Consider the following 18684-nt stretch of genomic DNA (forward strand, 5'->3'; position numbering starts at 1 on the left):
GAACAGATCTGTTTCACCGGGATCAGGAAAATGTTCTCCGAAATCATTCATGGCGAGCTTGTGATCATCGAGCTGACCGGCCGGATCGACAGCAACAACTATCTGGAGATCGAGAGTTTCCTGGTGGAAAGGGCGCAGCGTGCCGCCGGTCGCCTGCTGATCGATTTCCAGCATGTGGGCTATATCAGCAGTGCGGGTCTGCGCACGCTGCTGAAATGCGCCAAGCTGTCCAAGGCGGCACAGGGCCGGCTCGTCCTGTCTTCCATGAACGAGAACGTGTTCCAGATCTTCGAGTTGAGTGGATTCACCAAGCTGTTCCAGTTCGCGCAGGACCGCGCCAGCGGCGTCGGCCTGCTGAGCTGAGGAGGGTGGGCGGTGCCGGCCGCCCTTTTCATGGCGATGGGGGAAGGCGTGGCGGAAATCGTCCTGGTCCTGGACAGCCGGTTGCAGGAGATCGCCCCGCTGGCCGAACGGGTCGATGAATTCTGCGACAGCCATGATCTGCCGCCGCAATTCGCCTTCCAGTTCAATATCTGCTTCGAAGAGGTCGTGACCAACATCATCCACCACGGGCTGGGCGGGCGGGCCGGCCGCGCCATCACCGTGCGTCTGGCGCAGGAGGGACCGTTGGTGGTGGGCGAGGTGGTGGACGACGCGCCCGCCTTCGACCCATTGGCGCGTGAGGGGCCGGATATCGACGCGGAACTGGACGAGCGGGAGGTCGGCGGGCTGGGCATCCATCTGCTGCGACGCATGATGGATGAGGTGACCTATGCCCGTGTCGATGGTCATAACCGCCTGCGCTTTGCCAAGAGGCTGCCCGAGTGACCGCTTTCGGCCGCGCCCTGACCGCCTTCGTGCTGCTGGTCCTGCTGTTCGTGGCGGGCGGCGGGCTGTTGTCCATCCGCTTCTTCCAGGACGCGCAGTCGCAGACGCAGGTGGAGACCTTCCGCCGGCTGGCCACGGGGCTGGGCACCAATATCGAGAGCGGGCTGGCGCTGGGCCTGCCGCTGGAGGAACTGATCGGCCTGCAGGGGCTGCTGGAACGCACGCGGCGACTGGCACCCTCGGTTTCCGCCGTCTCCGTCTATGATGTAGGCGGGGAGGTGCGGTTCAGCACCAACCCGTCGGATGTCGGCTGGAAGACGCAATGGCCGTCCGGCGCCGCCCTGGATCAGGATGCCCAGATCGTCCTGGAACGGGAGGATGAACTGGTGGTGATCCAGCCCGTCCATGGCACCTTCGGGGAAACGGTGGGGGCGGTATCGCTGCGTGTGCCGCAGGCGCAGGCGCGCGCGGGCCACCGCGTCGCCCTGATGCGCCTGGCGCGCGACATCGTCGCCATCGGCTGTCTGGCCCTGCTGGTCGCCGGTCTGGCCGGCCTGGCGGAGGCATGGCGCCGGGCCCGGCGGCTGGGCCTGCTACGGGTATCGCTGATCGGGGTGCTGGACGGGGGGGCCGTGCCCGACTGGCTGGAACCGCTTGCCCGCCGGATCGCGGCCTTACGCCTGCATGCGGAAGGGGGCGCGCCGCCTGTCGCGGCTGAAGGACCCGCGGCCTCCATCGCCCCGCTGCGGGAAGTGGCCCGCGCCCGGTCCCTGCGATTGGGCGTGGCGCTGCTGACCATCCTGGCCGCCACCGGTGGCGCGCTGGTCTGGACCGTCCATCAGCAGATGGAGCGCACCGTGCCGCCGCTGATCACGGAACGGGCGCGGCTGACCGGCTATTCCATCGTGGGGCAGATCGAGCGCGCGCTGTCCTTCGGCATTCCCTTCGACCGGCTGGTCGGGGTGGAACCGCTGCTGGCGGCGGCGGTGGAGGCGGAGGATGGCTTCATCCGGGCCGATGTGGCGGCCCCCGACGGACGGGTGCTTTACACCTATACCGATCCCGATATGCCGGACGCGTTGGAAGGGGCCGAACGGTTCAGCCTTCCCATCGCCGCCGGCGGCCGCACCGTGGGTGCCCTGCAGGTGGCGCGCCAGCCGGACGTCACGGGGGGCATGCTGCTGCCATTGCTGCGCGACCTCGCATGGCTGTCGCTGGCCATTCTGCTGATCGGGCTGGAAGCGGTGGCCCTGGGCCTGCTGCGCCTGGGCAACCTGTCGCTGGCCGCGACATATCAGGTGGCGGCGTTGGCGGGGGCGGGTGATTTCCGCTATCTGGCCACGCCGGGGCCCGATGATGACGCGATCAGCGTCGTGGCGGCCGTCAATGCCGTCATCCGCTGGGCGCGCGGCCAGACGGGGCTGGAGGGGGAGGGGGAACGTCTGGCTGTGTGCGACCTGCCGCAGCGCCGGCGTCTGTGCCTGTTCGGCCTGTGCGTGGGCCTGGTGCCGCTGTCTTTGTCGACCTGGGCGCTGCTGTCGGTCGGGCGGTCGGACCAGGCGCCGCTGATGCTGCTGCTCCTGGCGCTCGGTATCGTGGCCGGGTTCCTGCTGTTGCGCGGCCTGTGGGGCGTGCTGCCCTGGCGGGAATTGGCCAGGACGCTGCTGCTGGCGCTGCTGGCCGGGGGTGCCCTGTGCCTGTGCCTGGGGGCGGACCTGGGGCCAGAGGGCCTGGCGCTGCTGGGCGTCGGGCTGGGGATGCTGGGTGGCCTGCCGTTGCTGGCCGGACGCGGCCGGGCAGCGGGAGCCGCGTGAATGCGGGGCCGGATGGTACTGCGCACGACCCTGTCCACAGCCCTGGTCCTGGTCGCCGCTGCCGCCTTGTTCCTGGCGCTGGGCGTGCTGGAATACCGGCGCAGCATGGTGTCACTGCTGGCCGACCAGGGCCATGTGGTGGCCCGGTCCATCCGCGCCACCCTGGAACGCAACATGGCGCTGGGCCTGTCGCTCTCATCCCTGCCCGGTGCCGACGCCATCCTGGCGCGCGCCGTGGCGCCGCAGCCGGCGGTGCGGGGCGCGCTGCTGCTGGCCGATGACGGCGAACAGGTGGGGCGCAGCGATCCGGGCCTGGGGCCGGGGGACCTGCCCACCGGCTGGCTGTCCGGCCCGTCGCCGGAAATGCGGGAATGGCGGGGCCTGTTGTTGCAGGCCTATCCCATCCGCAACAGCTTCGACCAGCAGGAGGGCACCCTGGTGCTGCTGCTGGAGGCCGGGCTGGTGGGGGAGCGGACCCGTGTCATGGCCCACCGGCTGGCTGCCGGGCTGCTGGCCGATATGGTGCCGGCGGCGGCCTTCATGGCGGCGGGGCTGTTCCTGCTGTTCCGGCGCCTGCGCACCCATCCGCCCGCCGATCCCGACGGGTTCGTGATCGGCTGGACGGGGGCGGTCGCCACCGGCGCCCTGGTCCTGTGCCTGGGGCTGGGCCTGTGGCGGGCGCTGCCGGCGTTCGAGGAAACGCTGCTGCCGGAACTGGACCGCACGGCCGGGGCGCTGGCCATCGCCGTGGGGTCCGATATCGGCCATGCGGTGGGACTGGGCGTGCCCTTCGACCGGCTGGGCGGCATGCCGGATTATCTGGCCGACACCGTGGCGCAGGAGCCGCGCATCACCCTGCTGGCCGTGACCGATGCCGCCGGCGCCGTCCGCCATGCCGCGGGTCTGGATGGCGAGGCGGTGCGCGCGGCGCTGTCGGCCTGGCCGGCGGGCCAGGCGGGTGCGCTGCCGGAGGTGGATGGCATACGCGTCATGGCGCAGCCCATCCGGGCAGGTGCCGCCGTGGCCGGGACGCTGTTCGTGGGCGCGGATGCCGGCTTCGTGCGGGGGCGCCTGGTCGATATCCCGCTGGACATGGGCATGGCGGTGCTGGTCGTGCTGCTGGCAGCGATGGAACTGCGGCGGTTCCTGGTCGGCACGCTGGTGGCGGCGGGCAGCGTGGCGGCGGTCGATCGGCGACAGGCGGAACGGCTGCTGTCCTTTGTGCGCCTGGGTTTCTTCCTGCTGGTCTTCGCCGACAGTTTCGCCCACAGCTTCATGCCGGTCTATGCCCGCGCCCTGCTGGGTGCGGACCCAGGTGCCGACTGGGGCGGCGTGGATGCGGCGACGGCCGTGGGCCTGCCCATCTCCGCCTTCTGGCTGGCCGTGGCCCTGTCGCAGCCGCTGACCGGGCTGCTGGCCCACCGGTTGCCGCGCCCGCTGCTGCTGGGCGGGGTTGCTGCCTTCTGCGCCCTGGGTCTGGCCGTGTGCGGCATGGCGGACAGTTTGCGGATGCTGCTGGCCGGTCGCGTGCTGGGCGGGCTGGCCGTGGGGGCGGTGATGATCCTGGTGCAGGACAGCATGCTGGCCGCCGTGCCGGCCGACCGCCGCGCCCAGGCCAATGCCGGCTATCTGTCGATCTTCTTCGCGGGCACCGTCTGCGGCACCGTCACGGGCAGCCTGATCGCCAATCATGCCGGCCCCGCCGCCACGCTGCTGGTGGCGGCGGCCTTCGCGCTGGCCGCGGTACCTATCCTGCTATCCATGGGCACCCCGTCCGGCCAGGCGGGGGAGGGGGCGATGATGCTGTCAGCCCCGGCCGCCGGTCGGCTGGCCGGGCTGGGCCTTCTGCTGCGCAACCCGCGTTTTCTGGCGCTGCTGCTGCTGGCGGCGCTGCCGGCGCGGCTGATGATCGCGGGTTTCGTCTATTATTTCGCGCCCCTGCGGCTGGCCGATCTGGGCAACAGCCCGTCGGAGGCGGGGCGGGTGATCATGGTCTATGCCCTGCTGATGGCACTGACCACGCCCTTCTGGGGCCGGGTGGCCGGCGGGCCATTGGCCGCCCGCCGCCTGGTGCTGGCCAGCGGCGCGCTGACGGCGGCCGCTGCCTTCCTGGCGCTGCTGTCGCCGACCACACCGGGCGTGGCGCTGGCCATCATCGCCCTGGGCACGGCCCAGGCCTTCGGCATGTCGTGCCTGGTCACCCTGATCTTCGACGAGACTGTGGTGGAGCAGGCCAGCGCCGGCCGGCTGCTGGTGCTGGCCGTCTATCGGGTGGCCGACCGGGTCGGGCTGTTCATCGGGCCCGTTGTGATGGCGTCCCTGCTGGCGCATGGCGGGGCGGGGATGGCGCTGGGCGGCACCGGCCTGCTATGCCTGGGCGCCACGCTGCTGCTGGCCACCGGCCTGCGTTTCCTGCCCCGGCGCGCGGCATGAGGGCGCGGGACCTGGAAAAAGCCGTTTTATCGCACGGCAGTGGCGGGTGCGTTCAGCGCCTCGGTGAAGCGCAGCACGCTCATCGGCGGATAGGTATCCAACTGGCGGGCCACGTCCATGTTCACCAGGAAGGTGAAGCGGCGCAGCGTTTCCACCGGGATCTCGCCCGGCGGTGTGCCATCGACCAGGATGCGCCGTGCCTTGGCCGCCGTGAACCGGCCCAGATTGTAATAGCTGGACACCAGCCCCATCAGCGCCCTGCCGCCGCGCAGCGGCTGTTCGGTGGACGCGAAGGTGCGCAGGCCCCGCTCCAGGGCCGCCTGGGTGAAGGATGCGGAATTGCGACCCAGAAAGCTGTCCGGCCCGATATAGAGGCAATCCACCCCGTCGGCCACCATCGCGTCCAGCAGGGCGGGGAAGGCGTCGGCCATGGGCTGGCCCTGCTCGTTCTGCGGGATGGGACGGTTCAGGACCTGGACGCCGTGCCGTTCCGCCGTTTGCGCCAGTTTCTCCGCATAGAGCCGGGAATTGACCTCCGCCGGGTTGAAGATGTTGCCCAGCTTCTTCAGGGGCAGCACGGCTTCGATGGCGTTCAACTGGCTGTCCAGCGGCGCCATGTGCGACGTGCCGGTCAGGGGGCGGCCGGGCTGTTCCAGATTCTCCACGATGCCGGCTGCGACCGGGTCGGTGACGAAGATGAAAACCGTGGGAATGTCGGTGACATGCCGCTCGGGATCGGTCTTGCCGATCGTGCCCGCCAGGTTCTGCGTGACGCTGGTGCCCCAGCTATAGACGAGGTCGGGCCGTTCCCGCTTGATCTCCGCCACCAGGTCCGGCAGGCCGGCCAGATTCTGGTCCAGGTTGCGGACGGTGTATTCCACCGCCACACCCTGTTCCGCCAGATAGTCGCGGAAGCCGCGCTCCATCTCCGTCTCGCCGCGCCACAGCACCATATAGACGCGCTTGGCCGCCGGGGCCGGCTCCTGGGCAAGGGCCGCGTGGACGGGCAGCAGCAGCGCCAGCCACAGGCACAGCCCCCGCACCAGATGCCGCGTATTTCTCATGGACAGCCGCCAGATGATCGACAGTGCCGGATTGCACCGGGCAATCATACCAGACACAATCGCCGCGCACCAACCGGCACCGTGACTTTCGCCCGCCGCCCTTTTTCGGGCTTCCAGCCTGTATTATCCACATCCGGGGAGGAAGCATGCTGCTGCGCACCCGCGTCATAACCATGGTCACGGCCAGTTGCCTGCTGCTGGCGGGCGGCCTCTATTACGCCGGCCTGATGCGGGAGCGGATCGTGGTGGCGCGCTATGCCGCCGTGATTCTGGACGGGACCCGCACGTTGCTGGACCAGTCGACGGCGCATCTGGTGGAACGGCTGCGCTGGCGGGCCGACCGCACGGGCGACCTGTCGATTCGGCTGGCTTCATCCCTGGCCAAGGGGGACCGGGCCGGCGTGCAGCGCCTGGGCCAGATGCTGGCGGCCGACCTGGCCGGGCTGGGCGGGCAGAACCGGGTGGAGGTGCAGGATGCCGGCGGCGCCATCCTGTTCACCACCCTGGCGGCCACCTTCCCCGAACCGATGGTCGATGACATCACCCGCATGCAGGGCCTGCAGGCGGGCACGGCCATCAGCGGTATTGAGAATGACAGCCGTCACGGCGCCATGGCCACCCTGCTGCTGCCGCTGGCCGGGCCGGACGGGACGATGGTGGGCAGCCTGACGCTGGCCACCAACATCGCCCAGGTGCTGCCCCTGTTCAAACATGGCGACGTGGCCGACGCCTTCATCGAGGATACGGACGGCAAGCTGGAGGCCGGGACCAACCAGGCGCTGTGGGACGAACTGACGACCAATGGCGGGCTGGCGGCGCGGGGCGCGTTCGAAACGCGGACCATCGGCGACCGCACCGTCATGCTGGCCACCATCCCCTTGCAGGACCGGGCCGGCCAGACGGTGGGTCGCCTGCTGGCCGTGACCGACGCCACCAAGGGATATGAGATCGAGAAGCTGACGGAACAGATCGTGCTGATGCTGGCGGCGGCGACGCTGCTGGCCCTGCTCTGGCTGTTGAACGCTTCCATGCGCCGTGCCTTCGCACCCCTGGAGGAGGCGATCGACGTGCTGAACGCGCTGGCTCGCGGCAATACCGCCATCCGGTTCGAACGGCGGGCCGGCAATGACGAGGTGGGGCGCATCGTGCGCACCGTCGGCTTCTTCCGCGAGACGCTGGAGGCCCTGTCGGCTGCCCGCGAGCGCCGCGAGCGCCAGCGCCAGCGCCAGGAACAGTTCATCCGCCAGGAGATGACGGCTCTGGCCGGCATGCTGGCCGAGGGGGCGAAGGCCGAACTGCTGAACGATCTGGCCGAGATCGAGGCGGAGGCCAACCGCCAGCCCCCGGCCGGAACAGGCGGAGAGGCGGCGGCCGATGGCGGCGGCGACGCGCTGGGCATGATGGCCCCGGCTTTCCGCAAGATGTCGCTGCGCGTGCGTGAACAGCACCAGAAGCTGTCGCTGCTGGTGGCGGAACTGCGCGACGCGCTGATGACCAAGACGCAGTTCATCAGTTTGCAGCAGGAACTGGAGATCGCCCGCAAGCTGCAGGCCTCCATCCTGCCCTCGGCCCCGCTGCTGCATGCCGGCACCCAGGTGGCCGGCGCCATGGTGCCGGCCAAGGAGGTCGGGGGCGATTTCTACGATTATTTCCCGCTGCCCGACGGGCGGCTGGGCGTGGCGGTGGCCGACGTGTCGGGCAAGGGCATCCCGGCGGCCTTCTTCATGGCGATTTCCCGCACCCTGCTGCGCGCCACGGCCGGCTTCACGCATTCCCCCTCGCGTTGCGTGGCGCAGGTGAACGACCTGCTGGCGGCGGAGAACCCGGAACTGATGTTCGTCACCCTGTTCTACGGCATCCTGGACCCGGGCACCGGCCGCTTCGATTATTGCAATGCCGGCCATAACCAACCCCTGCTGGTCCGAACGGACGGCAGCGTCACCATGCTGCCGGGCACGGGCGACACGGCCCTGGCGGTGGTGGAGGATATGGAATATCACGATGCCCATCTGTTCCTGTCGCCCGGCGACACGCTGTTCCTGTTCACCGACGGGGTGACGGAGGCGTTCGATGTGGAGGAGCAGATGTTCGGTGATCCCCGCCTGATCGCGGGTGCCGCCGCCATCGCCACCCTGGCCAACAATGCGGTACCCATGCACATGGTTGCCCTGGTCAATGAATTCGCGCGCGGCGCGCCGCAGGCCGACGACATCACCTGCGTTTCCCTGCGCTATCAGACGGTACCCGCATGACACCCGATTTCGATGCCGCCCGCGCCTGGGTGCAAGACCGCATCGCCGCCACGCCCCTGACGCCCGATCCGCACTGGCACGGATGGGTGGCGGACGTGTTTCCGCCGGATTTCTATGCAAGCCTGCGCGCAAGCCTGCCGGACGAGGCGGCGTACAAACCGCTGTCGGCGGACTGGGATCCGGCGGGCGATTATGCCGCCCGGCGCGGTCTGGTCATTGACGATGCGGCCATCGCCGCCATGGATGCGGACCGGGCCGCCTTCTGGCGGGAACTGGCCACGCGCACGCTGGGCCGGGAATTCGGGGAAAGCCTGCTGCGTGTGGCGGCCGGGCCCGTGGCGGCACGGTTTGCGGCGGAGGGGACGGCCCTGGGTTCCTGGCGCACCTCGCTGCTGCTGGTGCGCGACCGGGGCGGGCCGGGGGTGCTGCCCCATACGTCCGACCCGCCCAATGTGCTGACCTTGCTGTTCTACCTGCCGCTCGATGAAGCCAACCGGGCACAGGGCACGGCCCTCTATGCACCGCGCGACCCGGATCTGCGCTGCTGGGGCGGACGCCATCATGGGCGCGCGGCGTTCGATCATGTCTGGACGGCGCCGTTTCTGCCCAACAGCCTGTTCTGGTTCGTGAAGGACGACATGTCCTTCCACGGGGTCGAACCGGCGCCGCATGGGGAAGCTGTGCGGGATATCCTATTGTTTTACATCAAAAGAACGGGCTGACGGGTTGCGGATATCCTTTCGTGGTCGGCATGCTATACGGATAAGCGTGGTTATCAAGGAACCCTTCGCCCGTGACGGTGGTGGCTTTTTCCCCGGATCGTGAAATCCCGACATCGCCATATGGCGACACCGGTTGGGAAAGATGCGCGCAGCGCGTGGCGGCGATCGAGGCGCGCTGGGCCGGTGCCTATGCGGTCCATCATTATGATTTCATTTATCACCGTCGCCTGCAGGGGCACTGGCCGGCGCGGCTGCGCCGGGACGTGGCGATCCGTTGTGCCTACACGGCCTGGGGCGACCCGTCGCTGCCGTTGCTGCTGTGTGCGGGCGGCATCGTCAATACCGCCCGGCGCTTCGACTATCTGGCCCACCGCTTGTCCGACCGGTTCCATATTGTGGCGCTGGACTGGGTGGGGCGCGGCCTGTCGGGCTGGATGCCGGTGCAGGGCGATTATCGTATCGAGACCTATTGCGCGCAGGTGCTGGCCCTGCTGCACCATCTGGGGCGGCGGCGCATGCTGCTGCTGGGATCGTCGCTGGGCGGGTCGGTGGGGCTGGCGCTGGCCGCCCGTGATCCGCGCCTGATCGAGCGGTTGGTGCTGAACGATGTCGGCCCCTATATCCCCGCCGCCCGCCGGGCGCGACGCGCGCAAGCCGTGGCCCGCCATTACCTGTTCGACAGCCCCGACGCCCTGCTGCGCCGCATCGGCGCTGCGCAGAAGCAGGACGGCCCCCTGTCGGAGGAGGAGCGGCTGCACAATGCCTGGCACCAGACAAGCTGGTCGGAAACCGAAGGCGGCCGCATCTATCGCCACGACCCGCGCGCCATGCAGGCCTATGCCGATGGTGCCGGCCAGGCGCTGGACCAATGGGCGCAATGGGGGCGGCTGAGCGCACCCACCCTGGTGCTGCACGGCATGCTGTCCGACGCGCTGCGCCCGCCGGTGCTGGCCCGCATGGCCCGATATCCCGGCCTTTGCGTGGCGCATGTGCCGCAGACGGGCCATACGCCGGCCCTGTCCGATCCCAACCAGATCGACCTGATCGGTGATTTCCTGGCGGGAAGCGGCCCGCATGGGCCCTGTTCCATCCCCATCACCCCGCCCGCCCTGCGCCACGGCTGAACAGCCCGGCGGTGCCGGTCAGTCAGTCAATGCACCTCGAACGCGAAGCGCAGCGTATCGGGCACGGCGCGGACCGGCACGCTCATGTGTCCCTCATCGGCATAGCGGTGGAAGCGCGAGCGCAGGCCATAGACCGCCAAGGCATCCATCCGCTTCATGAAGGCGGCGGCGGGGCCGGGTTCATCATCGATGTCGCGGTCGCCCACCACCACCATCAGGCGGCTGGTCTTGGGAACCTTGCCGGCCAGCATGCGGGCGGTAAACTCCCGCTCCTCCTTCAAGATGCTCTGGTCGTTCCATTCCAGTGACGGGCTGGCCGCGATGATGGAATGGAAGGCCTGGGGTCTTGTATAGAGCGTGTGCAGCGCCAGCAGCCCGCCCAGCGAATGGCCGAACAGCGACTGGCGTTCGGCGTTGATCTTGTAACGCCGGGATATCTCGGTGCGCAGCTTGCCGGTCAGGAAATCCAGGAACCGGTCCTGCCCGCCGCTCTTGTACTTGGCCAGATGCCGGACATTGGCGGGCGGCGGATCGACCAGGGGCGGGGTGTAATCATCCAGCCGGCGGACATCATAGGCCTGGTCGCCCGGATAACCCACGCCGACCACGATGCCCTTGCCCACCTCGTAATATTCCTGGATGCGCCGCGCTTCGGCAAACCCGGCGAACATGGCGTTGCCGTCCAGCACATACAGCACGGGATAGCCATCAGCCGGCATCTCCGTCTTGGGAAAGGACACGAAGATCGAATAGACCTCGCCATTGTCCGCCGTGACCTCGAAACTGTGCGTCGATGGCATGGTATAGCCGGGTGGCGTGGCGGCCGCCGGAGCCGGCTGCGCTTGTTGTGACTGGGCGGCCGCCAGCCCCGGCAGGGCCAGCGCCAGCATGAGGGTTGATGCAAGCCGCTTCCATGCCCTGGCCATCCCTGAACCTCCCGTTGCTGCCGGTCATTCCGGTCGATGATGCAATAGAAGCGACAGCCCGTCGCCGGCGCCATGGGCATGGCGGGTAAGAAGCCGGGCTTTCAGGGTAAGGGCTGCACTGGCAGGGTGATGCGCGACGGATGGTCCCCATCCAGGTGCAAGCGGTTGGTGGCGATGACCGGATTGTCCGGCATGCCCTGCGCCCCGCCGGTATTGGGGTTCACGTCGAAATGCGGGAAGTTGCTGGAGCTGACATCCAGGCGGATGCGGTGGCCTTCCCTGAACAGGTTGGCGATGGGGAACATCTCCATCCTGACCTCATAGACTTGGTCCGGCTCCATGAAGACCGGCTTCTCCCATCCGTCGCGATAGCGCAGGCGGCGGATGCCGTGGCTGAGATTCATGGCGAAACCGTCGGGATAGACATCGATCAGCTTCACCGTGATGTCGGTGTCGGGCCGGTCGCTGCTGACATGCAGGATCAGGTCGATGGGGCCGGCAATGGTGACATCGCTTTCCAGCGGCGGCGTCTGGAAGACCAGCACATCGTTGCGGTCGGCCAGCGGCCGGCCCGGCATGTCGCAGCCGAAGAAATCGGCGCGTTCCACCTGATCATAGGCGCCGGGTTCCATCACCGGCTGTCCCGACGTATGGGCGCCGCCGATGGTGGGCACCGGATGGGCGGGATCGAAGCGCCAGGACAGGCCGTGGCCGGCACCGGTGGGCACCTGATCACGCAGGGCACCATCCGCATGCAGGTGGAAGGTCCGGAAATCCGTGCCGGGCAGCGGCCAGCTTTGCGCCGACAACCAGTGGCCGCCATGATCCAGGCGGCCGTCGGCGGTGCGCCCGCCGCTGCCCCCGCCCATCACGAACAGGCGCACGGGCGCATCGGCCGGATCGGTCTTACCCCCCTTCAGCCAGCGGTCGAACCAGGACAGGCGGAACCGGTCGTAATCATCGGCCAGATTGCCGTCGAGCGTCGCGGCCGATCCGAAATCCACGTCGCCGGCATAGGTGCGCGACCGCTGCCCATGGGTCCAGGGCCCCATGACCATGTGCACCGGTCCCTGCTTGGCCGCCGACAGGCCGGTCAGGTTGGAAATGATGGTGGTGACGTAAGGATCGTACCAGCCGCACAGATGCACCATCGGCACATCGGCGCAGGCGGCGTAATAGGTGCGGGCCGACAGGCCCACCTGCCGCCAGAACTCCCCATACTCCCCCTGCCGCCACTGTTTCAGGACATAGCTTTCATATTCCGGCACGCTGCGCAGGGGGGAGTTGCCCTCGCTCCAGGGCAGGCGGCGGAACCAGTCGAACAGATCCTCGTCCAGCAGCGCCTGGACATGGGCGGGATCAGCCATCACCGCCGGGCTGAGCAGGGCCTGCTTATAGGCCCAGGTCAGCTGCTTCAACTCGAACGCCCCACCCTGGCGGATGCCGGCATGATAGGCGTCGGAGAAGCCGCCGCTATCCACCACCATACAGGCCAGGCCCGGCGGATTCAGACAGGCCATGGCCATCTGCACATGCGCGCCATAGGACAGGCCGAACGTGCCCACCCGCCCGTCGCACCAGGGCTGGCCGGTGATCCAGGCCAGGGTGTCGTACCCATCCTCCGCTTCGTTCACATATTTCTCGAACATGCCCTCCGACCCGTAACGGCCGCGGCAATCCTGCATGACGACGACATAGCCTTCGGATGCGAAGCGCCGGGCGATCTGTGTCCGCGAGCGGGGATTGGGGTTGGCGAAGCTGTATTCCGACAGGTTGACACCGCGCCGGTCATAGGGCGTGCGTTCCAGCAGCACCGGCCATGGGCCGGGGACACGGGCGCCGTTGGTGACGGGATGATAGATATCGGCCAGCAGGCGCACGCCGTCGCGGGTGCGCATCTCCACATCCTCATCGACCGCCACATCATATTGCGCGCCGGGTTGGATAATCATGATCTCGGTTCCTCAGGGGCTCTAGAGCGAGATCGCTTGGGACCATATGGTTCCAGCGTGAATCTCACGGAAAACCAAAGATTCTACGGGGTCGGCGCCATGAACTGGGCCAGGCTCCATTCATCGCGGCGCGGCTGCAGGGCGATGTGCTTGCGTGCCGCCCAGCTGGTCGTGGGGTGGTAAAGCGGGATGATGCCGGTATCGGCGGCCAGCATGGCGGCGGCCTGGCGCAGGTTCTCGTCATAGGAGGCGGCATCGGGTGCCTGTTCGGCGGCGTCGATCAGGCGGTCCACTTCGGTGTTGGAATAGCGGCCGCGATTGATGCCGCCGCTGCCGCGCGCCGGATCGAACGTGCCGACGACGGAGCGCATGCCCAGCAGGGAGGTGCCGGTGACCGACCCGAACCCGTATTGCATGACGCTGAATTCCAGCTTCGACGCGCGCGGCAGGAACACGCTCTTGGGCAGCGGTTCCACCGCGATATCGATCCCGGCGCGGGCCAGCATGGCGGCCACAGCCTGCGACACCAGCCCGTCACCGACATAGCGGTTGTTGGTGGCATGCAGGGTCAGGCGCAGGCCCGTGGATAAGCCGGCATCCGCCAGCAGACGCTTGGCCTCCGCCAGGTCATGGGCGATGGGCGGGATGTCGGGATTGAAGCCGACGGACCCCGCCGGCACCATCTGGTTGGCGGGCACGCCCGCACCCGACAGCACCTTGTCGATCAGCAATTGCCGGTCGATGGCCAGCGACAGGGCGCGGCGGACAGCGGGTTGGCGCAGGGGATTGCTGCCGTCCGGCGCCTGTACGAAGGGGCTGACATCGCGCGCACTGTCCAGATGCAGATAGATCAGGGTGACGGTGGGGCTTTGCAGCAGGTTCAGGTCGGACCGCATTCGCAGCCAGTCGATATCGGCCGGCGGTACGGCGTCGATGACATCGACATTGCCGGATAGCAGGGCCGCGACGCGGGCCGCATCATTGCTGATATAGCGGAAGGTGGCTTGCGCGAAGGCGGGCTTGGCCCCCCAGTAATCCTCGTTGCGGGCCAGTTCCACCCGGTCGCCATGGGCCCAGGACCGGAACCGGTAGGGCCCGGTGCCGATGGCCGCACGACCGGCGTTGAATGCCTCTGTCGCCACCCCTTCACCCAGCCCGTGGGGCAGGATGGCGATGAAGCTGATATCATAGGGCAGCTGGGCATAGGGTTTGCGCGTCACCATGCGCAGCCGGTTGGGGCCCAGCGCCACCATCTCCTGCACCTGCGCAACCCTTCCTGCGAATGAGGCGGGGGAGAAGGGCACCGTGGGCGCGCGGCGGAAGCTGTAGATGACGTCTTCGGCCGTCAACGGCGACCCGTCATGGAAGCGCACGCCCTGGCGCAGGTCGAATTCCCAGGTCAGGGCGTCGATGCGCCGCCAGGCCGTGGCCAGACCCGGCACCAGGGCCAGATCGGCATCGCGCGCGATCAGCGTGTCGAAGATATGGGCGGCCAGTTCCTGGTTGACGCCGGTGGCGGAAAAATGCGGATCGACGGAACTGGGTTCGGCCTGCAGGGCGATGGTCACCGTCTGGGCCGGACTCGCCACCGGCGCCAGCAACAGCAGCACGGCCAGGATCAGCTTACGCATGGGCGATCTCCCGGCCCGTAACGGGGGCCAGATGGCAGGCGACGCGATATCCGGGCGTCACATCCGCCGGTTCGGGCACATCCACCCGGCAGGCGGGGACGGCGACGGGACAGCGGGGATGGAAGGCACAGCCGGGCGGCGGGCGCAGGGGAGAGGGGATCTCCCCCTTCAGGCCCGTGAAGCGCCGCTTGCCGACATGATCGGCCAGCGCCCCGCCCACCAGGGCGCGGGAATAGGGATGGATGGGGGCGTCGAACAGTTCCGCCGCCGGCCCGCGTTCCACCACGCGGCCCAGATACATCACCGCCACCCGGTCGCTGATATGGCGGACCACGGCCAGGTCGTGGCTGATGAACAGATAGGTCAGGCCCAGTTCCTGGCGCAGCTCCATGAACAGGTTCAGGATCTGCGCCTGCACCGACACGTCCAATGCTGCGACGGACTCATCACAGACCAGCAGACGCGGCTTCACGGCCAGGGCGCGGGCGATGCCCACGCGCTGGCGCTGGCCGCCGGAGAATTCGTGCGGAAACCGTTCCATCATGGCCGGGTCCAAGCCGACCCGGCGCATCAGGCCGGCGACATAGTCGGCCACCTGCCCGGCATCGACGATGCCATGGGCCTGTGCCGCCTCCCCGATGATGCGGCGGATGCGCAGGCGGGGGTTCAGGCTGGCCATCGGGTCCTGGAAGATCATCTGGATGCCCAGGCCGATGGCTTTGGCCTCCCCCGCCGGCAGGGTCCAGGGGTCGCGCCCCTCCACCAGCAGCCTTCCGGCGCTGGGCCGGTACAGCCCGGCCACGACCCGGCCCAGGGTGGACTTGCCGCAGCCGCTTTCCCCCACCAGCCCCAGCACCTCTCCGGGTCTTATATCCAGGGTCACGTCGCGCACCGCCTGCACGATGTCGGGCGCCTTGGTCAGGCCCAGCCTGGCCAGCGGACCGGGCCGGGGGCCGAAGCGCATGGAAATATTTTCCAGGACCACCATGGATTCATTCTTCGTGCTCATGGCTCACCTGCCATCGGATGGAAGCAGCGGACCTGGTGGCTGTCGCCCTGCATCGCCGGCATCTGGCCACAGACCTCCGTCGCGCGTGGGCAGCGCGGGGCAAAGGCGCAGCCGGGCGGGCGGTGGACGGGGTGCGGCGGGCTGCCCGGCACCTGGGCCAGGGGTTTGCCGCGTTCGGCACGGTGCGGCAGGCTGTGCAGCAGGCCGTTTGTATAGGGATGGCGGGGGTGGGACAGCACTTGGTCCGCCGGCCCGATTTCCACGATGCGGCCGGCATACATGACGGCGATGCGGTCGGCCAGACCGGCCACGACGCCGATATCATGGGTGATCCAAATCAGCGAGGTGCCGGATGCGGCCACCATCTCCTGCATCTCCGCCAGGATCTGGGCCTGGACGGTGACGTCCAAGGCGGTCGTCGGCTCGTCCGCGATGATCAGCTTGGGCCGGTGCAGCATGGCGGTCGCAATGGCCACGCGCTGGCGCATGCCGCCGGAAAACTGGTGCGGATAGGATTTCAGCCGCTTGTCCGCATCGGCGATGCCGACACTGGTCAGGGCGGCGGCGGCCCTGGATCGGGCCTCCTCCGCCGGGATCAGGCCATGGGCGGTCAGCGCCTCCACCATCTGCGTGTCGATGCGCAGCATGGGGTTCAGCGTCATCATCGGGTCCTGGAAGATCATGGCGACCTCCCGTCCCCGCACGTCGCGGATCTCCGGTTCGGCCAATCCCAGCAATTCCCGCCCATCCAGCAGCACGGAACCGCCCACCACCCGGCCCGGCGGGTCGATCAGGCCCATGATGGACCGGCCGGTGATGGATTTGCCGGACCCGCTTTCACCGACCAGACCCAGCACCTCCCCGGCGCCCAGGTCGAAATCGACCCCGTCCACGGATTTCACCACCCCGTTGCGGGTGAAGAAGTAGGTCTGCAGCCCGCGCACCGACAGCAGCCTGGCCGGATCGGCGGCCAGGGAGGGGCGTTCCAGGGGCATTTCCGGCGGCAAAGGCTGCGGCCGCAACCGCGGGTTCAGCAGCAGACGCACCTGATCACCCACCAGATTGATGCTGGCCACCAGCAGCAGTAGGGTGACGCCGGGGAATACCGAGACCCAGTATTTCCCTGACAGCATGTGGGAGAAGCCGTTGGCGATCAGCAGGCCCAGCGACGGCTGCGACACCGGCAGGCCGATGCCCAGAAAGCTGAGCGTCGCTTCCAGGGAAATGGCGTTGGCCGTCTGCAACGACCCGATGACGATCAGGGGCGGCAGGCAGTTGGGCAGCAAATGGCCGAACAGGATGCGCATCCGGCCCAGACGCAGGCTGCGGGCCGCCTCCACATATTCCTTGGCGGCCTCCGACAGGGCGGTGGCGCGGACATTGCGGGCATAGAAGGCCCATTGCACGATGACCAGGGCCAGGACGATCTTGTCCAGCCCCTTGCCGAAGATGGCCAGCAGGATCAGGGCCACCAGGATGCTGGGCAGGCTCAGTTGCAGATCGACCAACCGCATGATGGCGGCATCGACCCGCCCGCCGGTATAGGCGGCGATCAGGCCCACCGACGTGCCCAGGGCCGCCGCCAGCAATCCTGCCAGCAGCCCCACCGACAGGCTGGTGCGCAGGCCATAGAGGATGCCCGACAGCATGTCGCGGCCCAGCAGGTCGGTGCCCAGCCAATGCACCATGCCGGTGGCGCCCACCGTACCGGGCGTCAGATGGCTGTCGGCAAGGTCCAGCTGCGCCAGATCATAGGGATTCTGCGGCGCCAGCAGCGGGGCCAGCAGGGCGGCCGTCAGCAGCAGGATGAGAAGGACAAGGCCGACCCGTGCCCGGCGGCTGGCGTAGATGTCGCGCAGCAGGGAAAGGGCTGCCTGACGGCGGGGTGGACGGGTGGGGGCGATGGCGGTCAGGGCGGTCATGCCTTGCCTCCGCCCAGCCGCAGGCGCGGGTCCAGGATGGTATAGGCGATGTCGGTGACCAGATTGATGGTCATGAACAGCAATGCCACGACCAGCAGGTAGGCGACAATGACCGGCCGGTCCAGCTGGTTGATGCTGTCGATGATCAGTTTGCCCATGCCGGGCCAGCCGAAGATGGTCTCCGTCACCACGGCAAAGGCGATGACCCCGGCGAATTCCAGCCCCAGCACGGTGATGATGGGGATCAGGATATATTTCAGGATATGCACGCCCACGACGCGGGAAGGCGACAGGCCCTTGGCCCGCGCGAAGCCGACGAAATCCAGAGGCATCGCTTCGCGCGTACCGGAACTGACCAGACGGATGACCAGGGCCAGCTTGAACAAGGCCAGGTTGATGGACGGCAGCAGCAGGTGGCGCCAGCCGTCAAGGGTGGCCAGACTGGTCTGCAGGCCCAGCAGGTTCCCCGTCTCCCCCCGCCCGCCCGACGGCAGCCAGCCCAGGGTGACGGAGAAGATCAGCACCAGCATCATCCCCTGCCAGAAGCTGGGCAGGGAAAAGCCCAGGATGGACCCGGTCTCGATCGACTTGCCGGCGATGCTGGCCGGCTTCAGCCCTGCATAGAGACCCAGTGGAATGCCGAACAGGATGGCGATGCCCATGGCGACGATGGCCAATTCCAGCGTGGCACCGAACCGGTCGATGATCAGGCGGATGGCCGGTTCGTTGAAGACGAAGGAATGGCCCAGATCGCCCTGCAGCGCCCGACCCAGGAAGGCCAGATATTGCTCATAGAGCGGCCGGTCCAGGCCCAGCGCGGTCATGGCTGCCGCCCGGTCGGCCGGTGTGGCCTCCGGGTTGATCAGGATGTCCACCGGATTGCCAATCATATAAATGCCGGCGAAGATCAGCGCCGACAGCACCAGTAGCACGGACAGGCTCTGCAGCAGGCGGCGCGCAAGGAAGAAGACCATGGGGGATGGGTCCTTCGGTTACCCGGAAGCCGG

At 68.2% G+C, this 18684-nt stretch carries 14 protein-coding genes; 7 read left to right on the forward strand and 7 right to left on the reverse strand.

From position 1 onward, the window contains the following. The first annotated feature begins 30 nt into the window (after window positions 1-30). Genes AC1Q7F_RS22710 through AC1Q7F_RS22725 form a run of 4 tightly spaced genes read left to right on the forward strand, consistent with a single transcriptional unit; the run spans window position 31 to window position 5075 of the window. The gene (locus tag AC1Q7F_RS22710; RefSeq protein WP_492510827.1) at window positions 31-363 is read left to right on the forward strand and encodes an STAS domain-containing protein; all 333 of its coding nucleotides are present in this window, start codon (window positions 31-33) and stop codon (window positions 361-363) included. A gap of 12 nt (window positions 364-375) precedes the next feature. Continuing rightward, window positions 376-828, forward strand: coding sequence for an ATP-binding protein (locus AC1Q7F_RS22715; protein WP_492510828.1), 453 nt, complete (start codon window positions 376-378; stop codon window positions 826-828). Further along, window positions 825-2642 (forward strand): hypothetical protein, encoded by a 1818-nt coding sequence (locus tag AC1Q7F_RS22720; protein WP_492510829.1) that lies wholly within the window; start codon window positions 825-827, stop codon window positions 2640-2642. The genes AC1Q7F_RS22715 and AC1Q7F_RS22720 overlap by 4 nt, the downstream gene beginning before the upstream one ends. Further along, on the forward strand, window positions 2643-5075 hold the full coding sequence (locus AC1Q7F_RS22725) for an MFS transporter (protein ID WP_492510830.1): 2433 nt from the start codon (window positions 2643-2645) through the stop codon (window positions 5073-5075). A gap of 26 nt (window positions 5076-5101) precedes the next feature. Here the strand turns inward: AC1Q7F_RS22725 and AC1Q7F_RS22730 are convergent, their stop codons facing one another. Further along, window positions 5102-6139 (reverse strand): ABC transporter substrate-binding protein, encoded by a 1038-nt coding sequence (locus tag AC1Q7F_RS22730; protein ID WP_492510831.1) that lies wholly within the window; start codon window positions 6137-6139, stop codon window positions 5102-5104. A 146-nt stretch (window positions 6140-6285) separates the two neighbouring features. On the opposite strand from AC1Q7F_RS22730, the gene AC1Q7F_RS22735 reads away from it, so the two are divergent. The 3 genes from AC1Q7F_RS22735 to AC1Q7F_RS22745 all read left to right on the forward strand — a co-directional run bounded on the left by AC1Q7F_RS22735 (window position 6286) and on the right by AC1Q7F_RS22745 (window position 10237). Beyond that, complete coding sequence (locus AC1Q7F_RS22735; protein WP_492510832.1) at window positions 6286-8391, forward strand: SpoIIE family protein phosphatase; 2106 nt, start codon at window positions 6286-6288, stop codon at window positions 8389-8391. Then, on the forward strand, window positions 8388-9113 hold the full coding sequence (locus AC1Q7F_RS22740; protein WP_492510833.1) for a hypothetical protein: 726 nt from the start codon (window positions 8388-8390) through the stop codon (window positions 9111-9113). Before AC1Q7F_RS22735 ends, AC1Q7F_RS22740 begins: the two co-directional genes overlap by 4 nt. Window positions 9114-9268: 155 nt before the next feature. After that, a complete protein-coding gene (locus AC1Q7F_RS22745; RefSeq protein ID WP_492510834.1) occupies window positions 9269-10237 on the forward strand; it encodes an alpha/beta fold hydrolase in 969 nt (322 codons plus the stop codon). A gap of 26 nt (window positions 10238-10263) precedes the next feature. Here AC1Q7F_RS22745 and AC1Q7F_RS22750 read toward each other — a convergent pair whose 3' ends face one another. The 6 genes from AC1Q7F_RS22750 to AC1Q7F_RS22775 all read right to left on the reverse strand — a co-directional run bounded on the left by AC1Q7F_RS22750 (window position 10264) and on the right by AC1Q7F_RS22775 (window position 18651). Next, on the reverse strand, window positions 10264-11163 hold the full coding sequence (locus AC1Q7F_RS22750; RefSeq protein ID WP_492510835.1) for an alpha/beta hydrolase: 900 nt from the start codon (window positions 11161-11163) through the stop codon (window positions 10264-10266). A 101-nt stretch (window positions 11164-11264) separates the two neighbouring features. Continuing rightward, window positions 11265-13115, reverse strand: a complete 1851-nt coding sequence (locus AC1Q7F_RS22755; RefSeq protein ID WP_492510836.1) for a CocE/NonD family hydrolase — start codon at window positions 13113-13115, stop codon at window positions 11265-11267. 83 nt (window positions 13116-13198) lie between these two features. Further along, a complete protein-coding gene (locus tag AC1Q7F_RS22760) occupies window positions 13199-14746 on the reverse strand; it encodes an ABC transporter substrate-binding protein (protein ID WP_492510837.1) in 1548 nt (515 codons plus the stop codon). After that, window positions 14739-15755: an ABC transporter ATP-binding protein gene (locus AC1Q7F_RS22765; RefSeq protein WP_492510838.1), complete on the reverse strand. Its 1017-nt coding sequence runs from the start codon at window positions 15753-15755 to the stop codon at window positions 14739-14741. The genes AC1Q7F_RS22760 and AC1Q7F_RS22765 overlap by 8 nt, the downstream gene beginning before the upstream one ends. After that, window positions 15752-17677, reverse strand: coding sequence for a dipeptide/oligopeptide/nickel ABC transporter permease/ATP-binding protein (locus AC1Q7F_RS22770; protein WP_492510839.1), 1926 nt, complete (start codon window positions 17675-17677; stop codon window positions 15752-15754). The genes AC1Q7F_RS22765 and AC1Q7F_RS22770 overlap by 4 nt, the downstream gene beginning before the upstream one ends. Continuing rightward, window positions 17674-18651: an ABC transporter permease gene (locus AC1Q7F_RS22775; protein ID WP_492510840.1), complete on the reverse strand. Its 978-nt coding sequence runs from the start codon at window positions 18649-18651 to the stop codon at window positions 17674-17676. Before AC1Q7F_RS22775 ends, AC1Q7F_RS22770 begins: the two co-directional genes overlap by 4 nt. Between the last annotated feature and the right edge of the window lie 33 nt (window positions 18652-18684).

It is taken from the genome of Niveispirillum sp. GW835-FHT14G11 (genome assembly GCF_058793615.1).